Annotated in this window: 17 protein-coding genes and 1 pseudogene; 10 read left to right on the forward strand and 8 right to left on the reverse strand. The window is 41.2% G+C overall.

What is annotated here, in order from left to right; translation table 11 throughout:
- Nucleotide 1: 1 nt before the first annotated feature.
- The 3 genes from ACYIB7_RS04920 to ACYIB7_RS04930 are packed head-to-tail and all read right to left on the reverse strand — an operon-like array spanning nucleotide 2 to nucleotide 2188.
- Nucleotides 2–640: an MBL fold metallo-hydrolase gene (locus tag ACYIB7_RS04920; protein ID WP_103982987.1), complete on the reverse strand. Its 639-nt coding sequence runs from the start codon at nucleotides 638–640 to the stop codon at nucleotides 2–4.
- Nucleotides 637–1305, reverse strand: a complete 669-nt coding sequence (gene rsmG, locus ACYIB7_RS04925) for a 16S rRNA (guanine(527)-N(7))-methyltransferase RsmG (RefSeq protein ID WP_103983061.1) — start codon at nucleotides 1303–1305, stop codon at nucleotides 637–639. The genes ACYIB7_RS04920 and rsmG overlap by 4 nt, the downstream gene beginning before the upstream one ends.
- A gap of 28 nt (nucleotides 1306–1333) precedes the next feature.
- Nucleotides 1334–2188 (reverse strand): DUF3298 and DUF4163 domain-containing protein, encoded by an 855-nt coding sequence (locus tag ACYIB7_RS04930; RefSeq protein WP_103982986.1) that lies wholly within the window; start codon nucleotides 2186–2188, stop codon nucleotides 1334–1336.
- Between the two features lie 113 nt (nucleotides 2189–2301).
- Here ACYIB7_RS04930 and ACYIB7_RS04935 point away from each other — a divergent pair, with 113 nt between their 5' ends.
- Nucleotides 2302–4320, forward strand: a complete 2019-nt coding sequence (locus ACYIB7_RS04935) for a beta-L-arabinofuranosidase domain-containing protein (protein ID WP_103982985.1) — start codon at nucleotides 2302–2304, stop codon at nucleotides 4318–4320.
- Nucleotides 4321–4492: 172 nt separating this feature from the next.
- Here ACYIB7_RS04935 and ACYIB7_RS04940 read toward each other — a convergent pair whose 3' ends face one another.
- Nucleotides 4493–4687, reverse strand: a complete 195-nt coding sequence (locus tag ACYIB7_RS04940; protein ID WP_480338271.1) for a hypothetical protein — start codon at nucleotides 4685–4687, stop codon at nucleotides 4493–4495.
- A gap of 21 nt (nucleotides 4688–4708) precedes the next feature.
- The gene (locus tag ACYIB7_RS04945; protein ID WP_480338272.1) at nucleotides 4709–8623 is read right to left on the reverse strand and encodes a hybrid sensor histidine kinase/response regulator transcription factor; all 3915 of its coding nucleotides are present in this window, start codon (nucleotides 8621–8623) and stop codon (nucleotides 4709–4711) included.
- A gap of 187 nt (nucleotides 8624–8810) precedes the next feature.
- Between ACYIB7_RS04945 and ACYIB7_RS04950 the strand changes: the two genes are divergently transcribed.
- The 3 genes from ACYIB7_RS04950 to ACYIB7_RS04960 all read left to right on the forward strand — a co-directional run bounded on the left by ACYIB7_RS04950 (nucleotide 8811) and on the right by ACYIB7_RS04960 (nucleotide 14530).
- On the forward strand, nucleotides 8811–11345 hold the full coding sequence (locus tag ACYIB7_RS04950) for a glutaminase domain-containing protein (protein WP_480338273.1): 2535 nt from the start codon (nucleotides 8811–8813) through the stop codon (nucleotides 11343–11345).
- 154 nt (nucleotides 11346–11499) lie between these two features.
- Nucleotides 11500–13314 carry a glycoside hydrolase family 2 protein gene (locus ACYIB7_RS04955; RefSeq protein ID WP_480338274.1) on the forward strand — a complete coding sequence of 605 codons (1815 nt, stop codon included), beginning with the start codon at nucleotides 11500–11502 and terminating at the stop codon, nucleotides 13312–13314.
- Nucleotides 13315–13342: 28 nt separating this feature from the next.
- Nucleotides 13343–14530: a DUF418 domain-containing protein gene (locus ACYIB7_RS04960; RefSeq protein WP_480338275.1), complete on the forward strand. Its 1188-nt coding sequence runs from the start codon at nucleotides 13343–13345 to the stop codon at nucleotides 14528–14530.
- Nucleotides 14531–14629: 99 nt separating this feature from the next.
- Here the strand turns inward: ACYIB7_RS04960 and ACYIB7_RS04965 are convergent, their stop codons facing one another.
- Nucleotides 14630–17218: a glycoside hydrolase family 2 protein gene (locus tag ACYIB7_RS04965; protein ID WP_480338276.1), complete on the reverse strand. Its 2589-nt coding sequence runs from the start codon at nucleotides 17216–17218 to the stop codon at nucleotides 14630–14632.
- Between the two features lie 165 nt (nucleotides 17219–17383).
- Between ACYIB7_RS04965 and ACYIB7_RS04970 the strand changes: the two genes are divergently transcribed.
- Genes ACYIB7_RS04970 through rseP form a run of 6 tightly spaced genes read left to right on the forward strand, consistent with a single transcriptional unit; the run spans nucleotide 17384 to nucleotide 23234 of the window.
- Nucleotides 17384–17989, forward strand: coding sequence for a DUF4290 domain-containing protein (locus ACYIB7_RS04970; protein ID WP_103982979.1), 606 nt, complete (start codon nucleotides 17384–17386; stop codon nucleotides 17987–17989).
- On the forward strand, nucleotides 17986–19290 hold the full coding sequence (murA, locus tag ACYIB7_RS04975; RefSeq protein ID WP_103982978.1) for a UDP-N-acetylglucosamine 1-carboxyvinyltransferase: 1305 nt from the start codon (nucleotides 17986–17988) through the stop codon (nucleotides 19288–19290). Before ACYIB7_RS04970 ends, murA begins: the two co-directional genes overlap by 4 nt.
- A 12-nt stretch (nucleotides 19291–19302) precedes the next feature.
- Nucleotides 19303–19824, forward strand: coding sequence for a ribosome maturation factor RimM (rimM, locus tag ACYIB7_RS04980; RefSeq protein WP_103982977.1), 522 nt, complete (start codon nucleotides 19303–19305; stop codon nucleotides 19822–19824).
- A 15-nt stretch (nucleotides 19825–19839) separates the two neighbouring features.
- Nucleotides 19840–20715 carry a M23 family metallopeptidase gene (locus ACYIB7_RS04985; protein WP_103982976.1) on the forward strand — a complete coding sequence of 292 codons (876 nt, stop codon included), beginning with the start codon at nucleotides 19840–19842 and terminating at the stop codon, nucleotides 20713–20715.
- Nucleotides 20716–20721: 6 nt separating this feature from the next.
- Entirely contained in the window at nucleotides 20722–21873 is a 1152-nt protein-coding gene (locus tag ACYIB7_RS04990) for a 1-deoxy-D-xylulose-5-phosphate reductoisomerase (RefSeq protein ID WP_103982975.1), read from the forward strand.
- Between the two features lie 32 nt (nucleotides 21874–21905).
- Nucleotides 21906–23234, forward strand: a complete 1329-nt coding sequence (gene rseP, locus ACYIB7_RS04995) for an RIP metalloprotease RseP (protein ID WP_103982974.1) — start codon at nucleotides 21906–21908, stop codon at nucleotides 23232–23234.
- A 91-nt stretch (nucleotides 23235–23325) separates the two neighbouring features.
- On the opposite strand, the gene ACYIB7_RS05000 is transcribed toward rseP, so the two are convergent.
- Nucleotides 23326–24066 (reverse strand): tetratricopeptide repeat protein, encoded by a 741-nt coding sequence (locus ACYIB7_RS05000; protein ID WP_103982973.1) that lies wholly within the window; start codon nucleotides 24064–24066, stop codon nucleotides 23326–23328.
- 240 nt (nucleotides 24067–24306) lie between these two features.
- Nucleotides 24307–24739, reverse strand: a pseudogene (locus ACYIB7_RS05005) (alanine dehydrogenase); the annotation flags it as partial.
- Nucleotides 24740–24819 lie beyond the last annotated feature (80 nt).

Raw genomic sequence — 24819 nt, forward strand, 5'->3', positions numbered from 1 at the left:
CTTATAAATAAGGATTATTTAATTTCTCGTTGATAATGGTTGTCTCCGTACCGTGACCCGGATAAACAACTGTTTCATCCGGCAATGTTAACAGCTTGTTTTTTATGGCTGCAATCAGTACATCCTGATTGCCACCCCAGAGATCTGTCCGTCCTATACTTCCCGAAAACAAGGCATCGCCTACAATAACAAAACCGTTTTTGGAGTTATAGAAACATACACTTCCCGGAGAGTGCCCGGGTACTGTAATTACCTGTAATTCGGATTTGCCGAATTTAATAATTTCTCCTCCTACCAGGTATTTTTCTACAGGAACATCTTGTATGCCGGCAGGTAATCCGAACTGTTTTGCTTGTTCTTCGGAAGAGGGCAGGCCTTCTACGTCTGCTTTATGGGCTTCTGGCTTGAGGCCGTATGTTTTATATACAAATATATTGCCGAATATATGGTCTAAGTGTAAATGTGTGCACAGGTAACGTTTAATTGTCAGTCCGTTTTGAGCAACAAAATCACTTATTTCTTTTTCTTCGTTTCGGCGTATGCATCCGCAATCAATGAGGACTGCTTCTTTTGTCTCATCATACAAAAGGTATGTGTTTTCTGAGAAGTAATTTACTTCAAATGCTTTTATTGAAATCATAGAGGGATATATACTACTTTTTTAGTTTCAAAAAATTCTTCTTTAAAATGAGCTTTCAAATCAATTGTAACTGCCTGATTGCGGAAAGGTAAAACCTCATGTTGCAGTTCGCCGCCTTTAAGGCAAATAAGTCCGTTAGGCAATGCGTTCATTTGTTCTTTCCGTATGTTTTTACGTACAATCTTAGCAAGGTCAGCCAGCGGCATTACGGCACGGCTTACTACGAAATCGAAAAGCTGCTTTTCTTCCTCTCCCCGGCAATGACGAAAGGTTACGTTTGTAAGCCCGATGCTTTCGGCAACAGCTTGTCCTACTTTTATTTTTTTACCGATACTGTCCACCAGGTGGAATTGTACTTCCGGGAAAAAAATCGCTAACGGAATCCCGGGAAAACCTCCGCCGGTGCCTAGGTCCATCACCGACGAACCATTCTTGAAATGGAGCATCTTGGTAATTCCCAGCGAATGCAGTACGTGGTGGAGATATAAATTGTCAATATCTTTCCTTGATATGACATTTATTTTAGAATTCCAGTCTGCGTATAAATCAAAAAGAGCTACAATTTGTTCTTTTTGATTTATGGTTAGTGACGGGAAATAAGTACTGATAGCTGATAATTGATAACTGATAATTGATAATTTGTCATCCGGTTGATTTTGCTCCATCTCCATTTTGTTTGTAAGTTTTCGACTATTAATTTTCAATTAATCCGGCAATAGGACTTTCCTTCTTGAGTAGATGTTTTATTTCGTCAAAAGGAAGGTGTACATTGATTGTTCCTACAACATAAGCGGCGATTTCATATTCATTGAATGTGTAAGTGATGCCGGTCGAGTCGATCAGGAAATTACCGTTGGGGAAGATTTCTTCGATACTGAAAAATCCTGCATTTTCTAATTCCTTGGGGTTTTCGGCATTGTTCTGTTTGGTAATTTTGTCTACAATAATTTGGCTTAAATTGTCCTGGAAATTTTCAACAAATATATCTTCTTCTGTGACGGGCTCGCCTGTCTTCAGGTTTAACACATGATTCATGTGCGAATGTGATCCATGAGCGCCGCCCGTATAGCTTTCCATGTTAACGGTGTAGCTTATTATGTCGTTTTCGTTATAAACAATATCATTGGATGCCATTTCGTAATAAGAGAACCAGGAAGCGACAGGTTGGTTTTTGTCTTTTTCCAATTCCTGTTTAAAATCAGTTTCCAGATCTTTGTATGCACTTAAGTAATCTTGCGTATAACGTTCGATTGCTTCTTGCGGGGTTGCATTTTCATACGTGTCACCGAAACACGAAAGAACAAATTGCTTTTGTATTTTTTGAAGTATTTCTTTGTTTGAATATTTTACGGGGAAAGTAAAACTGATTTGCAGGTTGCAATTCGGGTTATCAGGATTTTCCAGTAAATGATAGGTTCTGTCTACACTGATGGAATCGAACTGGATATTGTTTTCTGCAGTTTTTCTAGTTCCGGGCTTACAGCCGGTTATCATAAAACTCAGGAAAAGAAGTACACACAGGCTATTAATATATGATTGCGCTTTCATAGGATAACAGATTTAATATTGCGATGCAAATGTACGTCATTTATTTTATAGTTTGCCGAAACAAATGTATTTTTACCCCGTTTTTAATAATCAATTTAATTCTCAAAGAGACCATGAAGAAGACATTAGTGTTTATGTCCGTTGCTTTGTCTGCCTGCTCCATTCCTGACAGTACTACTGTGGAAGTTATGGACAGATTGGCGACAACTACTCAGAACGAGTTCTATGTGAGTAATAAGGCTCCTTTACAACCTCAACAGTTTATTAAATTACCGGTAGGTAGTATTGAACCGGAAGGATGGCTCCTGAAACAGCTCGAATTACAAAAAGATGGCTTGAACGGACATTTGGGGGAAATCAGTGCCTGGCTGCAAAAAGGCGATAATGCCTGGTTGACAAACGGAGGGCAGTGGGGATGGGAGGAAGTTCCCTACTGGTTGCGTGGTTACAGCAATCTTTCTTATATTATGAAGGATGAAGCAATGCTGAAAGAAACAAAGTTCTGGATTGAAGGTATACTGAAAAGCCAGCGGGCAGACGGTAATTTTGGTCCGGTTCATCAGAATGATGGCAAACAGGATTTTTGGCCGAATATGATCGTTCTGTGGATTGTGCAATCATATTATGAATATTCCGGTGATCAACGGATTATTGATTTTATGTCCAACTATTGTAATTATTTGCTGACTGTTCCGGACGAAGATTTTCTGTATAGTTACTGGGAGAACAGCCGTGGCGGGGATAATCTGTGGAGTGTAGTATGGCTTTATAACCGTACCGGAGACAAAAAACTGTTGGCTCTGGCAGAAAAGTTACATAAAAATACAGCCGACTGGACTAAATCCACCGAGTTGCCCAACTGGCATAATGTGAATATTGCCCAGTGTTTCCGCGAACCTGCAACTTACTTCTTGTTTAATAAAGATTCGGCTATGTTGGAGGCTAGTTATAATGTGCAGAGTTTGATACGCCGGGCTTTCGGCCAGGTGCCGGGGGGTATGTTCGGAGCAGACGAGAATGCGCGGACAGGTTTCTTTGACCCTAGACAAGGAACGGAGACTTGCGGTTTTGTAGAACAGATGGCTTCAGATGAAATTATGCTTCTGATTACCGGCGATCCGTATTGGGCTGAAAACTGTGAAGATGTTGCATTCAACAGTTATCCTGCTTCTATGATGCCCGATTATAAATCATTGCGTTATATAACCTGCCCTAATCATGTGATAAGCGATTCCAAAAACCATCATCCGGGTATTGATAACCGTGGCCCGTTCCTGGCTATGAATCCGTTCAGTAGCCGTTGTTGCCAACATAATCACGGTTTTGGCTGGCCTTATTATACAGAGCATTTGGTTCTGGCTACTCCTGATAATGGTATTGCTGCCGTACTTTATAATGCATGCCATGCCAAAATAAAAGTGGGTGACGGAACGGAAATTACCCTGCATGAACAAACTAATTATCCGTTTGAGGAAACCGTCCGTTTCTCAATAGAAACACCGGAGGCGGTAACATTTCCTCTTTATTTGCGTATTCCGTCCTGGTGTAAAAATGCTTCCGTTTTGGTGAATGGTAAACCTGTAAATGCCGGCTTGAGTGCAGGAAAGTATATCCGGATCAATCGTGAATGGAATGCAAACGATGAAGTAATACTGAATATCCCGATGGATTATTCCGTTCGTAACTGGCAGGTTAATAAAAATAGTGTCAGTGTGAATTACGGCCCGCTTACATTGTCATTGAAGATAGACGAAGATTATAAAAAACTGGATAGCCGTGCTACGGCAATAGGCGACTCCAGATGGCAGGAAGGGGCAGATGCAGAGGCTTGGCCTACTTATGAGATTTATCCGGGAAGTAACTGGAATTATGCGCTCTTAACGAACTCGCCGATCACGTTGCTACGTAAAGATTGGCCGGAAGACGGTAATCCGTTTACTTTTGATAAAGTACCTATGGAATTTAAAGCTAAAGGACGTCTTGTACCCGGATGGAAGGTAGACGAATATGGCCTTTGTGGTGTTTTGCCTTATGAAAATGCGAAAAAGTCTGATACGGTTGACGATATAACCCTTATCCCTATGGGAGCGGCACGCCTTAGAATAACTTCATTTCCTACGTCGGAAAAGTAATCTTGGTATCTGCTACGATAACTTTGAATTTAACGAGTTAATATTAGGTTGAAAATTGAGAAATCCGGTCTGTAAAGCCTCTGTAGGCCTACGGAGGTATCACCGGAGCTCCGGCAATGGTTTTGTAGGGGTACGAAATGGCTGCCGGCGCGTCTGTAATGGTTTTGTAGGCCTACAAAATGGCCGCAGCTACTCCGGTAATGGTTTTGTAGGGGTACGGAGCTTTCGCCGGAGCTCCGGTGATACTTTTGTAGGTGTACGCATCCTTTCCTGCCTGAATTCCTACTATAAACTTATAAGTACCCGTGTTTGAATATGCGTCAATATAAGCCGGGAAATTGGCCAATGTGGAAATACTACTAGCCAAATCGCCCGGTTTCAGATTTTATTACCTGGATTTTATAAATTCCGACGGCGATTTGCCGTATTGTTTCTGGAAACAGGTTGAGAAGTAAGCAGGTGAGGAAAAGCCTACCTGAAAGGCTATTTCGTTCATCCGGGTTTCTCCGTTTTGCATCAGTAGGACTGCTTTTTTCAGACGTGAAATCTTTATAAAGTCTACCGGCGACATTCCGGAAAGCCCTTTTACCTTTCGGTATAAACTGGAGGTACTCATACCCATTTCGGCAGCCAGCATTTCCACATTCAAGGCTTCATCAGTGATGTGTTCATCCAGGTAAGCGTTGAATTTGCTTAAGAAAATATCGTCTACGGGTGATACGGCCAATGATGAGGCCGGCGCCAGAGGCTTTTCCAGGTACGTTTTATTTAGTATTTCCCGGCTTTTTAATAGGTTTTGTATCTGTGCAATCAGTAATTCGATGGAGAATGGTTTCTCCATATAAGCGTCTGCACCTTTGTTTAAACCTTCCAGACGGGATTGGAGGTTATGTTGTGCTGTTAAAAGTATAAACGGGATATGGCTGTAGTCTACGTCGTTCTTTACCGTATTACATAGTTCAAAGCCATCCATTACCGGCATCATGACATCGCTTATGATCAGGTTTACATTATTTTCTTTCAGTTGGCCGAGTGCGGATTTCCCATTATCAGCTTCCAGTACCTGATAGTTGGTAGAAAGTTCTTGTGCAATAAACTTACGCATATCGGCTTGGTCTTCCACGATCAGGACAACAGGTGTACCGGCTTGCGGAATGGAAATCGTTTCAGTTGGATAGGTTTCAGGGGTTTCGTCGGCCACCATTGTGTAGCCGTCTGCTTGTTCCGTGGGCAGTGTGAGGCAGAACAAGTTCAGGCCATCAGTTGTGTGCCTGTAGGTCAAATTGCCGCTGTGAAATTCGGCCAGCGAGCGTGCCAAAGACAAACCTATACCGCTTCCTTGTTTGTTTTCTGTTTCTTTCAGACGATAGAAAGGTGTAAAGATATTTTCTTTTTCTTCTTCAGGAATAAGGAAGCCATCGTTGGTGACAGAGACGGTAAAAGTTTTCTTTTCGTTATCAGTTGTCAGGGCCAGGCAAACCGTTTTATCGGAGTATTTGATGGCATTCGCAATCAGGTTACTGATGATTTTAGAGAAAGCTTCGCGGTCGATATAAGCAGCGATATATTCCTCGGGAATATGGAGGGTGAACTTTTTTTCCTCCTTCTCAAGTATGGGCATGAAAGGTTGCAAAATATTTTCAATCCAAAGTTTTACATCCGTTTTCACGTAATTGAGACGGAAACCTTTACTTTCGGTTTTCCGGAAATCAAGCAATTGGTTGCTGAGGTTAAGTAGGCGCTGGGTATTCTTTTCGATGATTTCGAGGTTTGCTTTGGTAGAGGCGTTTCCGTCGTTGGATTTTAATATCTTTTCCAGCGGTGCCTTTATAAGAGTCAGCGGGGTACGTATTTCATGTGTGATAAAGGTGAAAAATTGTATTTTGGCATTGTAAAGTTCTTTTTCTTTTTTGCTTTCGAATATTTCTTGGTTGATGCGGTGTTTTTCTATCAACTTCGCTTTTTTATAATAATAAAAGATAGCTATACAGGCAATTATTAAAATAAAATATAACAGCATAGCCCAGCCGGTTGCCCAGAAAGGAGGGGTTATGATTATTTGCAGTGTCTGTTCATTTTCTTGCCACACACTGCCGCTGTTGGTCGATTTTACTTTGAACAGATAGCTGCCGGGAGAAAGATTTGCAAAAGTAACCTCTTTGTTTTGATTCATATATATCCAGTCTTTGTCTACACCTTCCAGTTTATAGGCATATTCGATTGCTTCCGGAGAAGTAAAGCTTAAAGCTATATATGAAACCGTAAATGTAGATATGTTGTATGGCAGTTTTAATTGGTAAGTGCTTTCAATCGGAGACATTTTAGCCTTGTATTTCCGCTTTTGATCACCTGGAATGTTGATATTCGTAATGTAAATGGGAGGGGTATAAGTATCTGCCCTGAAATGCTTCGGGTTGAAGGCCAGCATACCGTCAATTGTTCCCATATAGATTGTTCCGTCCGGAGCTTTGAAAGAGGAGCTGAAATTAAACTGCATTTCCTGTAAACCGTCCGTATAGGTATAAGTACGCATTACAAATGTTTCGGGGTCAAATTTTACTAACCCGTTGGCCGTTGAAATCCAGAAGAAATGTTCGTCGTCTTCAACTATGCGATAGATAATGTTGCTGGGCAGACCGTTTTCGGAAGTGATCCGGTTGAACGAATCGGTTTGGTCGTCATAGCGTGAGAAACCGTTGCTTGTGGTTATCCATATCCTGCCTCTGCTGTCTTCATAAACAGAGTTTCCGTTATTGCTGCCTAATCCCTGGGATTTGGATAAATCGGATGTATAACGAACAACCTTGTCTTCTTTGGGAAGATATCGGTATACGCCGTCGTTTGTAATGATCCAGATCGTCCTTTTTTTATCTTCATATATCTGGCGGACTAATGATCTGATATTTTTCCACGGCTGGAAACTGTCTGTCGATTTATTGTAGAAAACCGTACCGGAAGAAGTTCCTATGAGCATGTTCCCGTTGTCCAGTTTATGGAAACAAAGGACAAAATCGCTTATTAACCCTTTTTGTGTATTTGAACGGGTGTAACGTTTTATTATTTTGCCCGACGGAATGTCCAGTACGTCTATTCCGTTATTGAATGTACCAACCCATAGCTTATTCTCATCTGCCAGCAGGCCGTGAATGTTTGTTGCCGATAAAGGGTGATTGGGGTTGTTTAAGGAAAAATTAACCATCTCGTTGGTTTGCAGATCATAGCGATTGATACCGTTATCTTCTGTGCCTACCCATAAATGCCCGTATTTGTCAGGGCATATTTCGCGAACAGCATTTCCCAGCATACCAGGATGTGTTTTCCCTCCGATAAAATACCGGAATCCAGTGTATTCTTTAGGAAGGTAATTTATTCCTCCGAAGAATGTGCCTACCCACATGCCTCCTTCTTTGTCTTTTGTTAATGCATAAACAGCGTTATCGGCAATTGTGTATTCGTTAGTAAGCGATTTCTGCAGATGTTGTATTTTTTTATCTATTATGTTATAAATGTATATCCCCGATTCGGATGCAATCCAGAAGGTGTTTTTATTGAATGCGGTAATGGCTCTGACTTGTATTTGGGGAATAATTGTTTCGATCTTTTGCGTTTGGTAATGAAATAGCATTAGTCCGGCTTTGTCTGTTCCTATTAAAATGCCGGTTTCAGGAATCTGGCAGATGACAGAAAGATGAATCTGCTGGTTCTTTTCTTCTTCTTCCAGAATCGGGGTCATATCAAAACTATTGGTTTCGTTCCTGTATGAATATATGTTGCTGTCGTCACAAAAGATAGGATAGCCGTCTTCCGACAGAATCATATTGTTAGGGTGAAAATATTTTTCAGCGGGATAAACTTGTATGGATTTTTCGGTTGGAGAATATTTTACAATATAATTGTATTCCATGCACCACAAATTGTTTCGCTTGTCTTCCAGCACGGATTGAAAGTATTCGGTGTGGTTGTTCCTACCGGGGAAGGTCAGGGGATGAAATGAGTTTGTATGATAATCGTAATAACAGGTACCCTGGTTTGTGCAGACCCATATTTTCCCGTCTGTTCCTTCGGATAAAGAAATAATATGATCGCCCGGAATGCTGGATTCTTCCCACGAATTATATCTGTAAATTTTAAATGTATATCCGTCAAAGCGGTTTAAGCCGTCGTCTGTTCCGAACCACATGAATCCTTTTTGGTCTTGCAAAGAGCAAAAAACAGAGTTATGAGACAATCCGTGTTTGTTGTTATAATGCTTGAAATAGAGTTCGCGGGCCGTACTGCCTTGGCAATACAGAATACAAATCATATTTATAACAACAAGGATGAAAGATTTCATAAATATTGGAAAATAAGTGCTTTTCAGGGGCAAATCTACTACAAATGAATGATGTTTGAAAGCTTTTGAATGATTTCTGAAAGCATTCATCCTGTTAAAACCGTTCTTTTGCTATCGGAAAAACAGAGATGAATTTAAGTTGTGTACTATATATATCATGAAAAAGCATTTTTATTTGTTTTTATTTCTGGTTGGACTGTTGTTTAGCAGTTGTTCGGATCCGGGAGTTTCTTTTCAACCTGAAAAGAAAAACGATCTGCGGGCTCCGGCATATCCATTGATTACAATAGACCCTTATACCAGTGCCTGGTCTTTTTCGGATCATTTGTATGATGATTGCATACGTCACTGGACAGGGAAGAAGCATCCTTTAATAGGGGCAGTTCGTGTGGATGGCAAGGCTTATCGTTTTATGGGCAAAGAGGATATGGCTTTAAAGGCTATATTGCCTACAGCAGCCAGAGAAAAATGGGATGCTGCTTATACTGAAAGAGAACCTGCTTCCGGCTGGTTGTCGATGGATTTTAATGATGCATCATGGACAAAAGGAAAAGCAGCCTTCGGAACATCTGAAATGCCTAACCTCTCTACTTCCTGGATAAGCCCTGATATTTGGATTAGAAGAACCTTTGATTTACCGGAAGATGATTATAACGGACAGACAATCTTCCTGGAATATTCTCATGATGATATTTTTGAACTTTATGTGAATGGGATAGAAGTTGTGAATACCGGAAATACATGGAAAAACAACGTGATAATAGAACTTCCGGCCGAAGTGAAAGCAACGCTGAAACCGGGAAAAAATATAATAACAGCACATTGCCATAATACAGTTGGCGGTGCTTATGTGGATTTCGGTTTATATAGGAAAGAAGATAGAGGCAGTAGTTTTGACTTAGTTGCCAGGCAAACGTCTGCCAACGTATTGCCTACTCAAACGTATTATACATTTGAATGTGGTCCTGTCCAACTGGATATGATCTTTACTTCTCCGTTATTATTGAACGATTTGGATCTGATGACTACTCCGGTTAATTATATCTCTTATCAGGTACAATCTTTAGACGGAAAGGAACATGACGTACAGTTATATGTTGAAGCAACGCCTCATTGGGCAGTAGACAATGAAGGACAGCCCGTTTCGTATGAAAGGGAGGAACGGGACGGTATCACTTATTTGAAAACCGGTACGATAGAACAACCCGTATTGGCAAAGAAAGGGGATGATGTACGTATAGACTGGGGATATTTCTATATGGCTGCAAATGATGCTGAAAATACATCCCTTGCCATAGGCGATTATCATAAAATGAAGAGTGATTTTATTAAAGTTGGTGAATTATCGGCCAACACGTTCAATCCTGATATGGCTCCGGAATCTGAAAATATGAATGTTTTAGCTTTTAACCGGAATCTGGGACATGTTGTTTCTCCGGTTGGCGGATATATTATGCTAGGATATGATGACGGGTATGCTATCCAGTATTTTAAGGATAATCGCATGGCATATTGGAAACATGACGGCCAGGTGAATATTTATAATGCTTTTGAAAAAGCAGGCAAAGACTATGCTTCTGTCATGAAACGTTGTGCCGGGTTTGATACCCGTATGATGAATGATGCAGAAAATGCCGGAGGGAAAAAATATGCCGATTTGTGTGCATTGGCTTACCGTCAGGCTATAGCAGCCCATAAACTGATACAGGATAAGGAAGGCAACCTGTTGTTTTTCTCTAAAGAAAACTTCAGCAATGGTTCTATAGGCACTGTGGATATTACTTATCCTTCTGCTCCTTTGTTTTTACTTTATAATCCTGAATTATTGAAAGGTATGATGAATCCGATTTTCTATTACAGCGAAAGCGGAAAATGGAACAAGCCTTTTGCAGCCCATGATGTTGGAACTTATCCGTTGGCTAACGGGCAAACTTACGGAGGGGATATGCCTGTTGAGGAAAGTGGCAATATGTTGATATTAACTACAGCTATTGCTGTACGTGAAGGAAATGCCGGCTATGCGAAAAAACATTGGGATGTGCTGACGGTTTGGGCTAACTATTTGATGAAAGAAGGCTTGGATCCCGAAAACCAATTATGCACTGACGACTTTGCAGGACACTTTGCCCATAATACTAACCTGTCTATCAAAGCTATCATAGGTATAGCCGGTTATGGTAAACTGGCTGAAATGCTGGGCGAAAAAGAGGTGGCCGATAAGTACACCAATGCAGCCAGGGAGATGGCGAAAAAATGGGTAAACATGGCGGACGATGGAGACCATTACCGTCTCACGTTTGATCAGCCCGGAACCTGGAGCCAAAAGTATAATTTGGTGTGGGATAAATTGCTGGGCTTGCATGTCTTTCCTGAAGAAATTGCAACAGAGGAAATGGCTTATTATCTGACAAAACAGAATAAATATGGCCTGCCTCTGGATATCCGTAAGACATATACCAAGTCCGACTGGATTCTTTGGACAGCTTGTCTTACCAATAACATGGATGATTTTAACAGCCTGGTTGATCCGGTATATAAATATGCGAATGAGACAACAACCCGTATGCCTTTGAGTGACTGGCATGAGACAACGGACGGTAATTCGGTTGGTTTCCGTGCCCGTTCGGTAGTGGGTGGTTATTTTATGAAGATGTTGGAGCAAGCAATGGCTAAAGATATTTCTTCAATGTAAAAATACCCAAGTGGAAAACGCCAAAATTGGGTACATACGATTAATTTGATTTACATTATTGATGGATTCTTCCGTTCCCCGCCTGAGAAGGTCGGGAACTGGAAGTTTATTTAAAATGAAATTTTTAATTACTAACTTATAAATCTGAATTAGCATGAGAAAGAATGTATTAATTGGCTGTGCCTTGGTTTTGGCAATGTGCGTACAAGCACAATGGAAACCGGTAGGTGATAAAATCAAGACACAATGGGCGGAGCAAATCAATCCGAAAAATGTGCTGCCCGAGTATCCGCGTCCTCAAATGGAACGGGCCGATTGGGTGAACCTGAATGGCGAATGGGATTATGCTATAAAGCCAAAAGGTGAAGTGGAGCCTGCTTCATTTGATGGAAAAATATTAGTACCGTTTGCAGTGGAGTCTTCCTTGTCCGGTGTGCAGAAAGAGGTCGGTGAAAATAATGAATTATGGTATAAACGTTCGTTTGCAGTTCCTTCTTCCTGGAAGAATAAAGACGTGATGATAAACTTCGGGGCAGTGGATTGGAAAGCCGATGTTTATGTAAATGATATTTTGATAGGTTCACATAAAGGAGGATTTACTCCGTTTTCTTTCAATATTACTCCTTACCTGAATGGCACAAGCAATCAGAAACTGGTGGTTCGCGTTTGGGATCCGAGCGATAAAGGTTACCAGCCTCGCGGCAAACAAGTGTCAAACCCCGAAAGTATCTGGTATACTCCGGTAACCGGTATCTGGCAAACCGTATGGTTGGAACCGGTTGCAACAAATCATATCCAGTCGATCAAGGCTATTCCGAATATCGATACGAAGACTATGTCTGTAACGGTTGCTACTTCTGTAGAGTGTCCGGCCGGTATTGTGGAAGTTAAATTGATGGATAAAGGAAATGTAGTTGCTACAGCTAAAGGTGTGCAAGGAAAAGAATTGCGTTTAACAGTGCAGAATCCTACTTTGTGGAGTCCTGCGAATCCATATTTGTATGATATGAAAGTTTCTTTGTCTAAGAACGGTAAAGTGATAGACGAAGTAAAATCTTATACCGCCTTCCGTAAAATCTCTGCAAAGAGAGATGCAAACGGCATCATGCGTATGCAGCTGAATAATGAAGATTTGTTCCAGTTTGGTCCGTTGGATCAGGGCTGGTGGCCTGATGGTTTATATACGGCTCCTACGGATGAAGCTCTTCTTTATGATATTATCAAAACAAAAGACTGGGGCTTTAATATGATCCGGAAGCACGTAAAGGTAGAACCTGCACGTTGGTATTACCATTGTGATAAGGAAGGTATCTTGGTTTGGCAGGATATGCCTAGCGGTGATCATGGCTCTTATATGTGGGAACATCATGTGTATAATGGTGGGAAAGACCATGAACGTACCACCGAATCGAAAGACAATTATTATCAGGAGTGGAAAGAAATCATGGATCTCTGTATGTCTAATCCATCTGTAGTTGTATGGGTGCCTTTCAATGAGGCATGGGGACAGTTCGATACTGAAAAAGTGGTTGACTGGACTAAATCTTACGATCCTTCCCGTTTGGTGAATCCGGCAAGTGGCGGCAACCATCGTCCTTGTGGTGATATCCTGGATTTGCATAACTATCCTGCACCCGATATGTTCCTGTTCGATCCGCAGCGTGTGACTGTGTTAGGCGAATATGGTGGAATCGGTCTTCCGATAGAAAATCATTTATGGTGGAATAAACGTAACTGGGGTTATGTACAGTTTAAGAACAGTGACGAAGTAACTGCCGAATATGTAAAATATGCAGATCAATTGAAAAATTTGGTTCCGAGAGGATTCTCTGCTGCTGTATATACACAAACAACAGATGTGGAAGGCGAAGTGAACGGTTTGATGACTTATGACCGTAAGGTTATTAAGATTAATGAAGCTGCCGTGAAGAAAGCCAATGAAGCTGTTATTAATTCTCTGTCCAAGTAAATAATGCAATGACTCATATATCACACCTGTGATACCTGTCAAACGGATCACTTCAATTGATGCACTGCGTGGTTTTGCCCTTATGGGAATTATGCTGCTTCATTGTATGGAGCGTTTTGATCTGACGTTGGTTCCGGTTGTAGAAAATCCATTCTGGCAGCAGGCGGATACGTTTGTGTTTGATGCTCTTAATTTCCTTTTTTCGGGAAAGTCGTATGCCATGTTTTCCCTTTTGTTCGGACTGAGTTTCTTTATGCAGATGGACTCTCAGGCATCGAAAGGTGTTGATTTCAGAGGACGCTTTTTGTGGCGCCTGGCATTATTGCTTGTTTTCGGATATATTAACGGCCTTATTTATCTCGGGGAATTTTTTGCAGTTTATGCCATATTGGGCGTTTTGCTTATTCCGCTTTATAAGGTTCCGACACGTTGGCTGATTGTATTGGCGGTATTGTTGTTTTTGCAGATTCCGGCTATTGTTAGTTTTGTTTCCCTACTTGAAAACAATGTGCCGAATGAACCAACTCATGCTGTTGCGTATATGAATCATTTGTATGAGGTTTGTGCCGGTATTTTCATTGACGGGTCATTATGTGATGTGATAGACTTCAATCTTTGGAAAGGTCAATATGCCAAAATCCTGTGGGTCTTTAATAACTTCCGTTATTTACAGTTGCTCGGACTATTTATTGTAGGTATGCTCATTGGCCGTGCAGGAATCCATAAGAGTGAAGAAAAGATGATTAAATATAGTCGTTTATTGCTTCCTTATGCTGTTGTATGGTTTGCCATGTTTTACACGATTGCTTATTCTTTACAGAAAATGGGAGTAGACGGCTTTGCTTTGCAGGTTGGAAAAACGATGTTTAAAACATATGGAAACCTGGGGCAGATGATGATTTATTTTTGCGGGCTTACTTTAATGTATTACCAATATGGAGGTCGTAAAGTGTTGGATTATATAGCTCCTGTTGGCCGTATGAGTGTGACAAACTATATGGCGCAAAGTATGGTTGGAGTCGTTATATTTTATGGTTTCGGCTTGAATGGTGCTGTGGAATTGAACTATTTGCAAAGTGCTCTTGTTGGGATTGTTTTTTGTATGGTACAGGTACTTTATAGTAACTGGTGGATTAAGCATTTTTATTATGGTCCGATAGAATGGATTTGGAGAGTGCTTACCTGGCTCCGCCCTGTACCGTTGCGTCGGAAATAGCATAAACTGTTTTTACCGGATCATCCCGGGCATTTATAAAAAAGATCCCGATGGTTTTGAAAAACCATCGGGATCTTTTTTTATTCTCATTTTACGATTTTAATTAATGAATGGATTACCTTCCAGATTCCAACAATCTGTTTTTATTTCTTCGGACAGGTTTACATCTACCGTTTTCGATTCTCCCGGATTTAACCAGAAGAAGTTTTCCGAGACAATCAAACGGTATTCATTTTCCGGACATTGGATATTTACGCCTACAGCCGGAAGTTTACCAATGTTGGTTATTTTTATCCGGTTACCTGAACGTTCGGTAGCAAGAGTTGTGCGGGGAAGATTGAAAAGGCTGCCTTTCTGTACTTCAAAATTCATAAAGTAAAAGGTACGAAACAGCAGTTTATCTTCTGACCTGACTTCGGAAACGAATAACAGAGCAGGTGAACGGGTTTGATCCGTATCCAGGTTGAGTGATCCTAATTGATTGACTTCTTTTTGATTATCCTGTCCCTGGAATGACTTTTGTTTAACCAATGCCAGTGTATGATTATAACAGGAAATGTTTATTTCCCAGCTTTTTCCTTTTAAATCGAGATTGTCGTCTAACAGAAATACAGGGAGGGATACAGCCTGGCTGGACATATTTGTTTGATTAAACAGAATAACAGAAGCCAAAGGTGCAAAAGAATTCTGCACAAAATAATGAACCGGTTTAATCGCTCCGAACCAGTCTACAGCAGCCCATGAGGCGGCTGGGTAATTATCGTTTAGTTTATAATATAAAGCGCCTGACGATTCAGGCCAACGTGTACGGGCTCGTTCTAATGTATGACGGACAGCAACTACTTGGGCGAGCTGCGAGCCGGTAATGAAATGATCTATTGTGTTATCGGGCATCAGATAGCCGGAATACTGGGCTAGTCTCTGTAAATCGCTTGCTATACCGAAAATAGGGGTATGGTGGACAAAATCGCTCTTTTGTCCGAGAGGCCATACGTTCTTTTCAGAATCGGAAAGATATTTCATTACACTTTCTTTTTGAGGTAGAGAGGCAATACCAAATTCACCCCAGAAGGGCGATGTCATGTTCAAGGCATGGTTCAGGTGTGCCCTTTCCCACCAACAATAATAATTGTGTGTACTTCCTCCCCAGGGTTCTCCCCGGTGGAAAGGCCGTGTGCCGTCAAGTTCTATACTTGTTCTTCCAATCATGTCTATTGCTTCTCCGAATGGTGCCGGTGATTCGTTCCCTCCGCCGTACATAACAAGACAAGGATTGTTGCGAATGCGTAAAGTGTTTAGTTCGACAGTTTCTTTCAGTACATTGTATGGTTGGGTGAGGTGACTGTCCCAAGCTGTTGGCCATTCCTGGATTATCATGATTCCGTATCTGTTGCACAGGTCATAAAAATCGTCTGTTTCGGGAATACCGCCGCCCCAGGCTCGAAGCATCTGTATATTTTGCTGTTTGGCAATAGAAAGCAGGTGATCGTATTTTTCTCTGGGGAAGTCCATAAGTTGGTCCATGGTACACCATCCGGTACCTTTTACAAACATAGGTTTATCGTTGATGACGAAAGTCCAGTTGTATCTGTCCGGTGATACGCCCTCGGGGGATGGAGCCATTTTGATTGTCCGGATACCGAAAGAAGTCTCAGCATAATCTGCAGTCCCCTGATTGTCGGGTACGAAAGATATTTTTAATTTATAAAGATTAGGATCTCCTTTTCCGTTGGGCCACCATAGGCGGGGATTCTTGATCTTAAAATCAAAACAAACTGTTTCTTCTTTTCGGGACGAAGCTATTTTGTAATCAAAGGATGTTTCTTCTCCTTCAAAATTGTCAGGAAGAACGGAAACTTTTAAAGTACCTTTGGGCTTATCTGATGCACTTCTGAGAGTTAGCTGAAGTGACATGTCTCCATCCAGGCTACGGGTGGCAATAAAGGGATGCTCTATTTCTACACTGGCATGGTTCTTTATATAGACAGGGCGCCATATCCCTAAAGACGGAATTCGCGAGTAATGCCATCCGTATACACAGTTAAATACGACGGTGTTTCTCCAGCTTGTGTTAGATAGCGTACTGTCGTTCTCTTCAAATATGCGGGGGATAGGCTCCAGTTTGACGATAAGCGTGTTTTTTTCTTTTAATAACTTATTGACATCAAAGAATGGACCACCAAACATACCTTCGTGATTGCCTAATTTTACTCCATTCAGCCAGACCGTACATTTATTTGCAATGCCGTCGAATATCAGACGGGGAGCATTTAGTTTATCCGTGATGGAAAATTCTTTTTTATACCACCAGGCCGCTTCATAGCTTTGTCGTGTGGCAATAGAATCATTTTGCCTGAGGTAAGGATCCGGTATTATCCCCGCTTTCCATAGGCTTCCATGCACACTGCCCGGTACTGAGGCTGTGATGGCATCGGGCCAGTTTCCTCCCAGCCTTTCTTTTTCATTACCGCCTTTTGCTAATTGCCAGTTGCCGTTAAGCATCAGGTCTTTTGTGGGTTGGTTGTGTACAATTGCCTGAGGCTTGAGGGTGACAGATATACCTGCTTTTTGAAAAGGTTTATACTGTGCATTGAAGCTTTCCCTGTCTATCTCATCCATTGACTTCTGGGCTTGTACAGATAGTACTGTTGCACAGAGCAACATGAGTATTACACTCGGTTTTTTCATTATGTGCGTGGTCTATAATGTTCGGTAAATGAAACGAACGGCGAAGGTATATTTTCTAATTTAAAAAACAAATAGTTAAAGAGTTATTAAGAAGTTTTTTATTAGCGCTCTTCCTTATAAGTCAATTATAATGTGTAAATTTGCGAACTAAACAATATTGAAGGAATGAAATACAATACAGAAGAAAAGAGATTGGCGTTGCCGGAATATGGACGTAATATCCAAAATATGGTGGACTACTGTGTCTCTATTCAGGATAGGGAAGAACGTAAACGTTGCGCTAATACGATTATAAATATTATGGGAAATATGTTCCCGCACTTACGTGATGTAAATGACTTTAAGCATATTCTTTGGGATCATTTGGCAATTATGGCCGATTTTAAGCTGGATATTGATTATCCGTATGAAATCGTGAAGAAGGAAAATCTTTATTCACGTCCTCCACGTATTCCGTATGGCAATTCACGTATTCGCTACCGTCATTACGGAAAGACATTGGAACTGATGATTCGCAAAGCGACTGAATTTGAGAATGGAGTAGAGCGTGACCAGCTTATAAAATTGCTGGCAAACCAAATGAAGAAATCTTTCCTTACCTGGAATAAAGAATCAGTTGATGATCGTAAGATTTTTAAAGATCTCGATGAGTTGTCCAGTGGTGAGATTGTTTTGGATGAAGAGGTGCATAAACTAACAGAGAGTCGTGATATTCTGGCTCGTAATTCTAATAATAATAGTAAGAAAAACTATACGCGCAAAAGTCGATGAGCTCATTTGTTATAGAAGGAGGTTATAAACTATCCGGAGAAATTACTCCCCAAGGTGCTAAAAATGAGGCTTTGGAGGTGATTTGTGCAATCTTGCTTACCTCGGAAAAGGTGACTATTCATAACATTCCTGATATATTGGATGTAAATAACCTGATACAACTTTTACGGGATATGAATGTGAAAGTGGAGCATCCAAGTGCAGATACTTACACTTTCCAGGCAGATGATATTGATCTGGATTATTTGAAGACGGATGACTTTTTGCGTAAAAGCGCCTCTCTTCGTGGTTCGGTTATGATTGTTGGTCCGCTGGTTGCCCGTTTTGGCAAGGCTATGATTCCGAAGCCGGGCGGCGATAAAATAGGCCGTCGTCGTTTGGATACGCATTTTGTAGGTATTCAGAAATTGGGGGCTTGCTTTAGTTATGATGCCGAACATCAATTGTACGAAATAGAGGCACGCCGTTTGAAGGGTGCTTATATGCTTCTGGACGAAGCTTCTGTAACCGGAACTGCAAATATCCTTATGGCAGCAGTGCTGGCAGAAGGAGTGACCACTATTTATAACGCAGCCTGCGAGCCTTATCTTCAGCAGCTTTCGGCTATGCTTAACCGCATGGGAGCCCGTATATCGGGGGTTGGATCCAATCTGTTGACTATTGAAGGCGTAGAGTCTTTAGGTGGAACTGAACACCGCATATTGCCCGATATGATTGAAGTAGGCAGTTTTATTGGTATGGCTGCCATGACAGGGTCTGACATTACAATAAAAAATACAGGATATGATAAATTAGGAATTATCCCCGAATCTTTTCGCCGTTTAGGTATTCAGGTTGAACAGCAGGGTGATGATATTTATGTTCCTACACATGATTCGTATGAAATTGATACATTTATAGATGGTTCTATCATGACAATTGCAGATGCTCCCTGGCCTGGCCTTACGCCGGACTTGCTGAGTGTTTTTCTTGTTGTGGCAACGCAGGCGGTAGGCAGTGTGCTTATCCACCAGAAGATGTTTGAGAGCCGTTTGTTTTTTGTAGATAAACTGATCGATATGGGTGCACAAATTATATTATGCGATCCTCACCGGGCGACGGTAATCGGGCTGGGAAACCGTTTTAAGTTGCGTGCTGCAACAATGGTATCTCCAGATATTCGCGCGGGTATTGCATTGCTGATTGCTGCCATGAGTGCGGAAGGAACCAGTCGTATTCATAATATCGACCAGATAGACCGTGGATATCAGAATATAGATAAACGATTGAATAACATAGGTGCCCGGATTACCCGGCTTTAAAGATAACATGCCATGATAAAGGAAGAAGAGGTTTTTAAGATAGGACAGTTTGCTAAACCGCATGGTATTAAGGGAGAACTGGCCTTGGTTACAAACAGTGATGTCTTTGATGATGCAGACGATCCTTATATTGTTTGTGATATTGACGGCATTCTGGTTCCTTTCTTTATCGAGGAATTTCGCTATAAAAGTGATAATGTGGTTTTGTTGAAGTTGGAATGCGTCGACAATGAAGATGCTGCCCGGGAGTTTGTCAACAGGGATGTTTATTATCCGTTGGATGCGATAGGCGATGACGATCTGACCGGAAATATGACGTGGGATAGTTTTATCGGTTATACCGTGGCAGATGAACATCTGGGAGAACTGGGGGAGATATCAGATGTTGATGAAAGTACGGTTAATGTACTTTTCAAAGTGGACTATAAAGGGAGAGAACTTCTTTTCCCGGCTGTGGAAGAATTGATAACAAGCATAAATCATGCGGATAAACACATCGTTGTTTCTCTTCCTGAGGGCTTGTTGGATTTGTAAAGTGAAGAAAAGGACATGGCATCAAAAAAACAAAAGAAGAAAAATACTAAATCATTCTGGCACCGGATTCGTTTCAAATACAAACTTTCTTTTTTCAATGAAGGTACGTTGGAGGAGGTTTGGTCTTTCCGGCTGTCTCAGCTTTCTGCATTTATGACATTGGGGGTGTTTGCATTTTTTCTTGTAAGTGTGACAGCACTGATTATCATTAAAACGCCTATCCGAAATTATCTTCCGGGCTATCTGGATGTAGAGGTTCGTAAAGAAATTATGCAGAATGCTTTGCGTGCGGATTCTTTGGAACGGATGATGGCTATACAATCCCTGTATTTAAGAAATGTAGTAGGTATTCTAACAGGAACTGCTCCTATTGATTCTATCCGTGAGATTGATTCGCTGGCACATGCCAATGCCGATTATAATATTCCCCGTAGTAAAGAAGAGGAAAAGTTTGTCAAGAATTTTGAGGAAGAAGAAAAATATAACCTGGCAGTGCTTAATCCGAATCCCGTTCCTACGGACGGAATCTTTTTTTATAAACCGGCAAACGGAATTGTCTCTTCTCATTATGAGACGGATATCCGGCATTTTGGGGTGGATATTGCATCATCCCCAAAAGAAAGTGTATTATCCACATTGGACGGAACGGTTGTTTTTACCGGGTATGATCCCAATTACGGAAATGTAATACAAGTACAACATAAGAATGGATTTCTTTCCATTTATAAGCATAATGAACTTCTTTTAAAGGAAACCGGAGATCATGTCGTAGCAGGCGAAGCCATTGCTTTGGTGGGGAATACTGGTAAATTATCAACAGGACCCCATTTGCATTTTGAGCTATGGTATAAAGGGAATCCGGTCAATCCTGAAGAATATATAGCATTTTAATTATCCATGAAAAGACAATTAGCAATATTGGGTTCCACGGGATCTATCGGAACCCAGGCTTTGGAAGTAGTGAGCGAGCATGCCGATCTGTTTGAGGTATATGCCCTGACTGCTAATAATCAGGTGGACTTATTGATTAATCAGGCACGTAAGTTTATGCCTGAAGTGGTAGTAATAGCTAATGAACAAAAATATCCGGAACTGAAAGAGGCGCTTGAAGACTTGCCTATCAAAGTATGGGCAGGATCGGAAGCAATAGCACAAGTTGTACAGGCAGAACCTATAGATATGGTTCTTACAGCTATGGTGGGATATTCGGGTTTGAAGCCTACAATTGCCGCTATTAAAGCCGGTAAAGCCATTGCTTTGGCTAATAAAGAAACTCTGGTTGTTGCCGGCGAATTGATTAACAGTCTGGCTACCGAGCATAAAGTACCTATCTTGCCGGTTGATTCCGAACATTCAGCCATTTTTCAGTGTTTAGCTTGTGGGTATGATAATCCGCTGGAGAAGATACTTCTGACAGCATCGGGCGGACCATTCAGAACAAAGACATTGGATGAATTGGCCCATGTTACTAAAGTACAGGCCTTAAAACATCCTAACTGGACAATGGGGGCAAAGATAACCATCGATTCTGCTTCAATGATGAATAAAGGCTTCGAGATGATTGAAGCGAAATGGTTGTTTGGTGTGTCGCCGGATCAGATACAGGTTGTTGTTCATCCGCAGTCTGTTATTCATTCAATGATACAGTTTGAGGATGGGGCGGTTATTGCACAGTTGGGCACTCCGGATATGAAGTTGCCTATTGCTTATGCATTTTCTTTTCCGAAGCGCATGAAAAGTATGGCTCCGCGTCTGGATTTCAGCCAATATTCGACACTTACATTTGAAGAACCGGATATGAAGCGTTTTCGTAATCTGGCGTTTGCTTTTGAGGCTGTCGGAAAAGGTGGAAATATGCCTTGTATATTGAATGCGGCAAACGAAGTGGTTGTTGCTTCTTTTTTGCGGGATGAAATAGGTTTTCTTCAGATGAGTGATATAATTGAAAAGACAATGGAACGGGCTACTTTCGTTGCAGCACCTTCTTATGAAGATTATGTGGCAACAGATGAAGAAGCCCGGCGTCTTACGGCTTCTATGATAAAATAACAAGAACAATTTAATAACAGAACAGATAATAGATGGAAACATTTTTGATTAAGGCGTTGCAACTGATTCTGAGCTTGTCGATTTTAGTGTTGGTACACGAGTTCGGGCATTTTATTTTTGCCCGGATATTCAAGGTACGTGTGGAAAAGTTCTACTTGTTCTTTGATCCGTGGTTCTCACTCTTCAAATTTAAGCCAAAGAACAGTGATACGGAATATGGTATCGGCTGGTTGCCGTTGGGAGGGTATTGTAAAATATCCGGTATGATTGATGAAAGTATGGATAAAGAGGCGATGGCTCAGCCGGCAAAACCGTATGAGTTCCGTTCCAAATCAGCCGGACAGAGATTGATGATTATGGTAGCCGGGGTGCTATTCAACTTTTTGTTAGCGTTGTTCATCTACTCGATGGTTCTTTTCACATGGGGAGATACCTACTTGCCATTAAAGAACATGAAAATGGGTATGAACTACAGCGAAACTTTCCAGGAGATAGGTTTTCGTGATGGCGATATTTTATTAAAAGCCGATGATGTTGATCTGGAACGATATAACGAAGCGGCTTTCCGTGCGGTGGTAAATGCAAAAAATGTAACTGTTTTGCGTGATGGCGTGGAAACTGTTATTGCTATGCCGGAAGATATGATGCAGCGTGTTATGCATGATAAAAAGGGGTTTGCAGATCCATTCCGTATACCTATGATTGTACGTGAAGTGGAATCTGGAAATACTCCTGCCGCAATTGCAGGCCTGCAGCCAAAAGATAGCATCGTTTCTATTAATGGAACGTCTGTCCCTACTTTTGATGATGCATCTAAAATATTGGCTCAGAATAAAAATAAGGAGATAGAACTGGGCTTTTTCCGTAACGGTCAACTCCAAAATCTTACGCTAACAACGGATTCGGCAGGCAAATTAGGCGTATTCATTATGCTTCCGCAAGATCTTTATCAGACGGTAACACGTAAATATGGTTTCTTCGAGTCATTCCCTGCCGGTATTATGTTGGGGGTTAATACGCTGAAAGGGTATATAAGCGATATGAAGTATGTCTTTACAAAAGAAGGTGCTTCTAACCTGGGCGGATTCGGTACAATAGGTGGACTGTTTCCTTCCGAATGGAACTGGCGTTTGTTCTGGGAACGTACTGCATTTCTTTCAATTATTCTGGCATTTATGAATATCCTGCCTATTCCGGCTTTGGATGGAGGACATGTGATGTTCCTTCTTTATGAGGTAATCGCACGTCGTAAGCCAAGTGATAAATTCTTGGAATATGCACAGATGACAGGTATGGCTATTTTGTTTGCTTTGCTGCTCTATGCAAACGGAAATGATATATTCCGGTTCTTTATAAAGTAGAATTATATATTTAATTTAAAACAAACAAGCCTGCTGGTTTATCATCACCAGCAGGCTTGTTTGTTTTAAAAAAGAGATATAGTCTGTTTATTTATTTAGTTGCATTGATAGCATCTAGTATTTTCTTAGAGTTTGCATCGCCGGGAGTAATGGCCAGAGCTTGCTGGATAAAATCTTTGGCTTTTGCCATATCTGCATCGGCTGCTGCTTTGGCTGTCTTATATTTATCCGGCTCCGAGGTTGCTAGGGGAGTTACTTCCTGCAGGACTTTTGCTGCTTTGTTGTAATACATAACTCCTGCACTGTAAAGAGCATTTGTCTTGTATTTTTTGTTTGACACGGTCAATACATCTTTGAATAGTTCTTCTGCCTGGTCATATTTACCGGCTTTTTGTGCTGCTTGACCCGATTTAATGCAATATACATACAATAATTTTTCCAGATTGCCACGCTTGGGATTGTTTTCAGGTATGGCTTTCATGCCCTCTTCTACGGTAGCTGTGAATTCGGCAGCTTTGTTTTGGTTGCGTAAAGCCATCGCTTTTCCCAGATAAGCATCATCAATATTGTATTTGTATTTAATGGCCATGTCAAAGAATTTGGCTGCTTCTGCCGGTTTCTTTGCCTGGGTAGCAGCAAAGCCGCAGTTGTAAATACGTACTGTATCCTGGTAATTGGTTGCTTCCAGATACTTGCTGTAGTTTGTCACTACATTTGCATAATCTTTAGCTTTTAAGGCAGCATCACCTGCTTCTCTGAATTTGTCGGCATCTTGTGCAAACATATGTCCGGCACTAAGGCATAGAGCCAATAATAAAACAATTTTCTTCATGATAATAAAATATAGTTTGAAATGTTAACGTAGGCTAAGGTACTTAGTGCAGATAGAGGAACAAAATATTTTGCTATTTTTTAAAATTCTATAAAGATAATTGAGATTATCGAATACGCGTTTGCTGGATTGGTTATGGTAATATGCAGGGATAATAAATAAGGTTGAATGAGAATAAATATGCTTTTTATTTGCTATAGCTTAGTTAGACAGGATGATAAGGCAGACCGAATTATAAGCTGAAGAATATAATGTCTTGATATTTGCCGGCATCGTTTCACTCAGATAGCGGAGATGGGGCAATGAAATATCTGCAATCGTAACGTCGGCTCCCAGACCTGCGGCCATCAAGGCGGCATTCTGGCCTACAACTCCTCCTCCTAACACTAATATCTTGGCGGATTTTACACCGGGCACGCCTCCCAGTAAGACTCCTTTGCCTCCTTGAGGCTTTTCAAGGAAGCGGGCGCCTTCCTGGATAGACATCTTCGATGGCAGGAAGTATTTCCGCTCCCGCCTGCTCGTAGGCCGCGTCCGGAAAACCGCTGTTTTCTCCCGCCGTATGCTGTACATAGACAGTATGGCCTCTTTTTACTAGTTCTTTTGCTCCGGCAGGTGTAAGAGCCACGCGATTCTCGTTGTTCTTAATCTCTTTGGGTACTCCGATGATCATAGTGGTAGTTTTAGAGGTTTATTTGCCGGCAATATACAGAATAAGAATATTTGACATTGTGTTATTTCCTGATTCCACTA

This window comes from Parabacteroides sp. KHUB-03 (assembly GCF_056640975.1).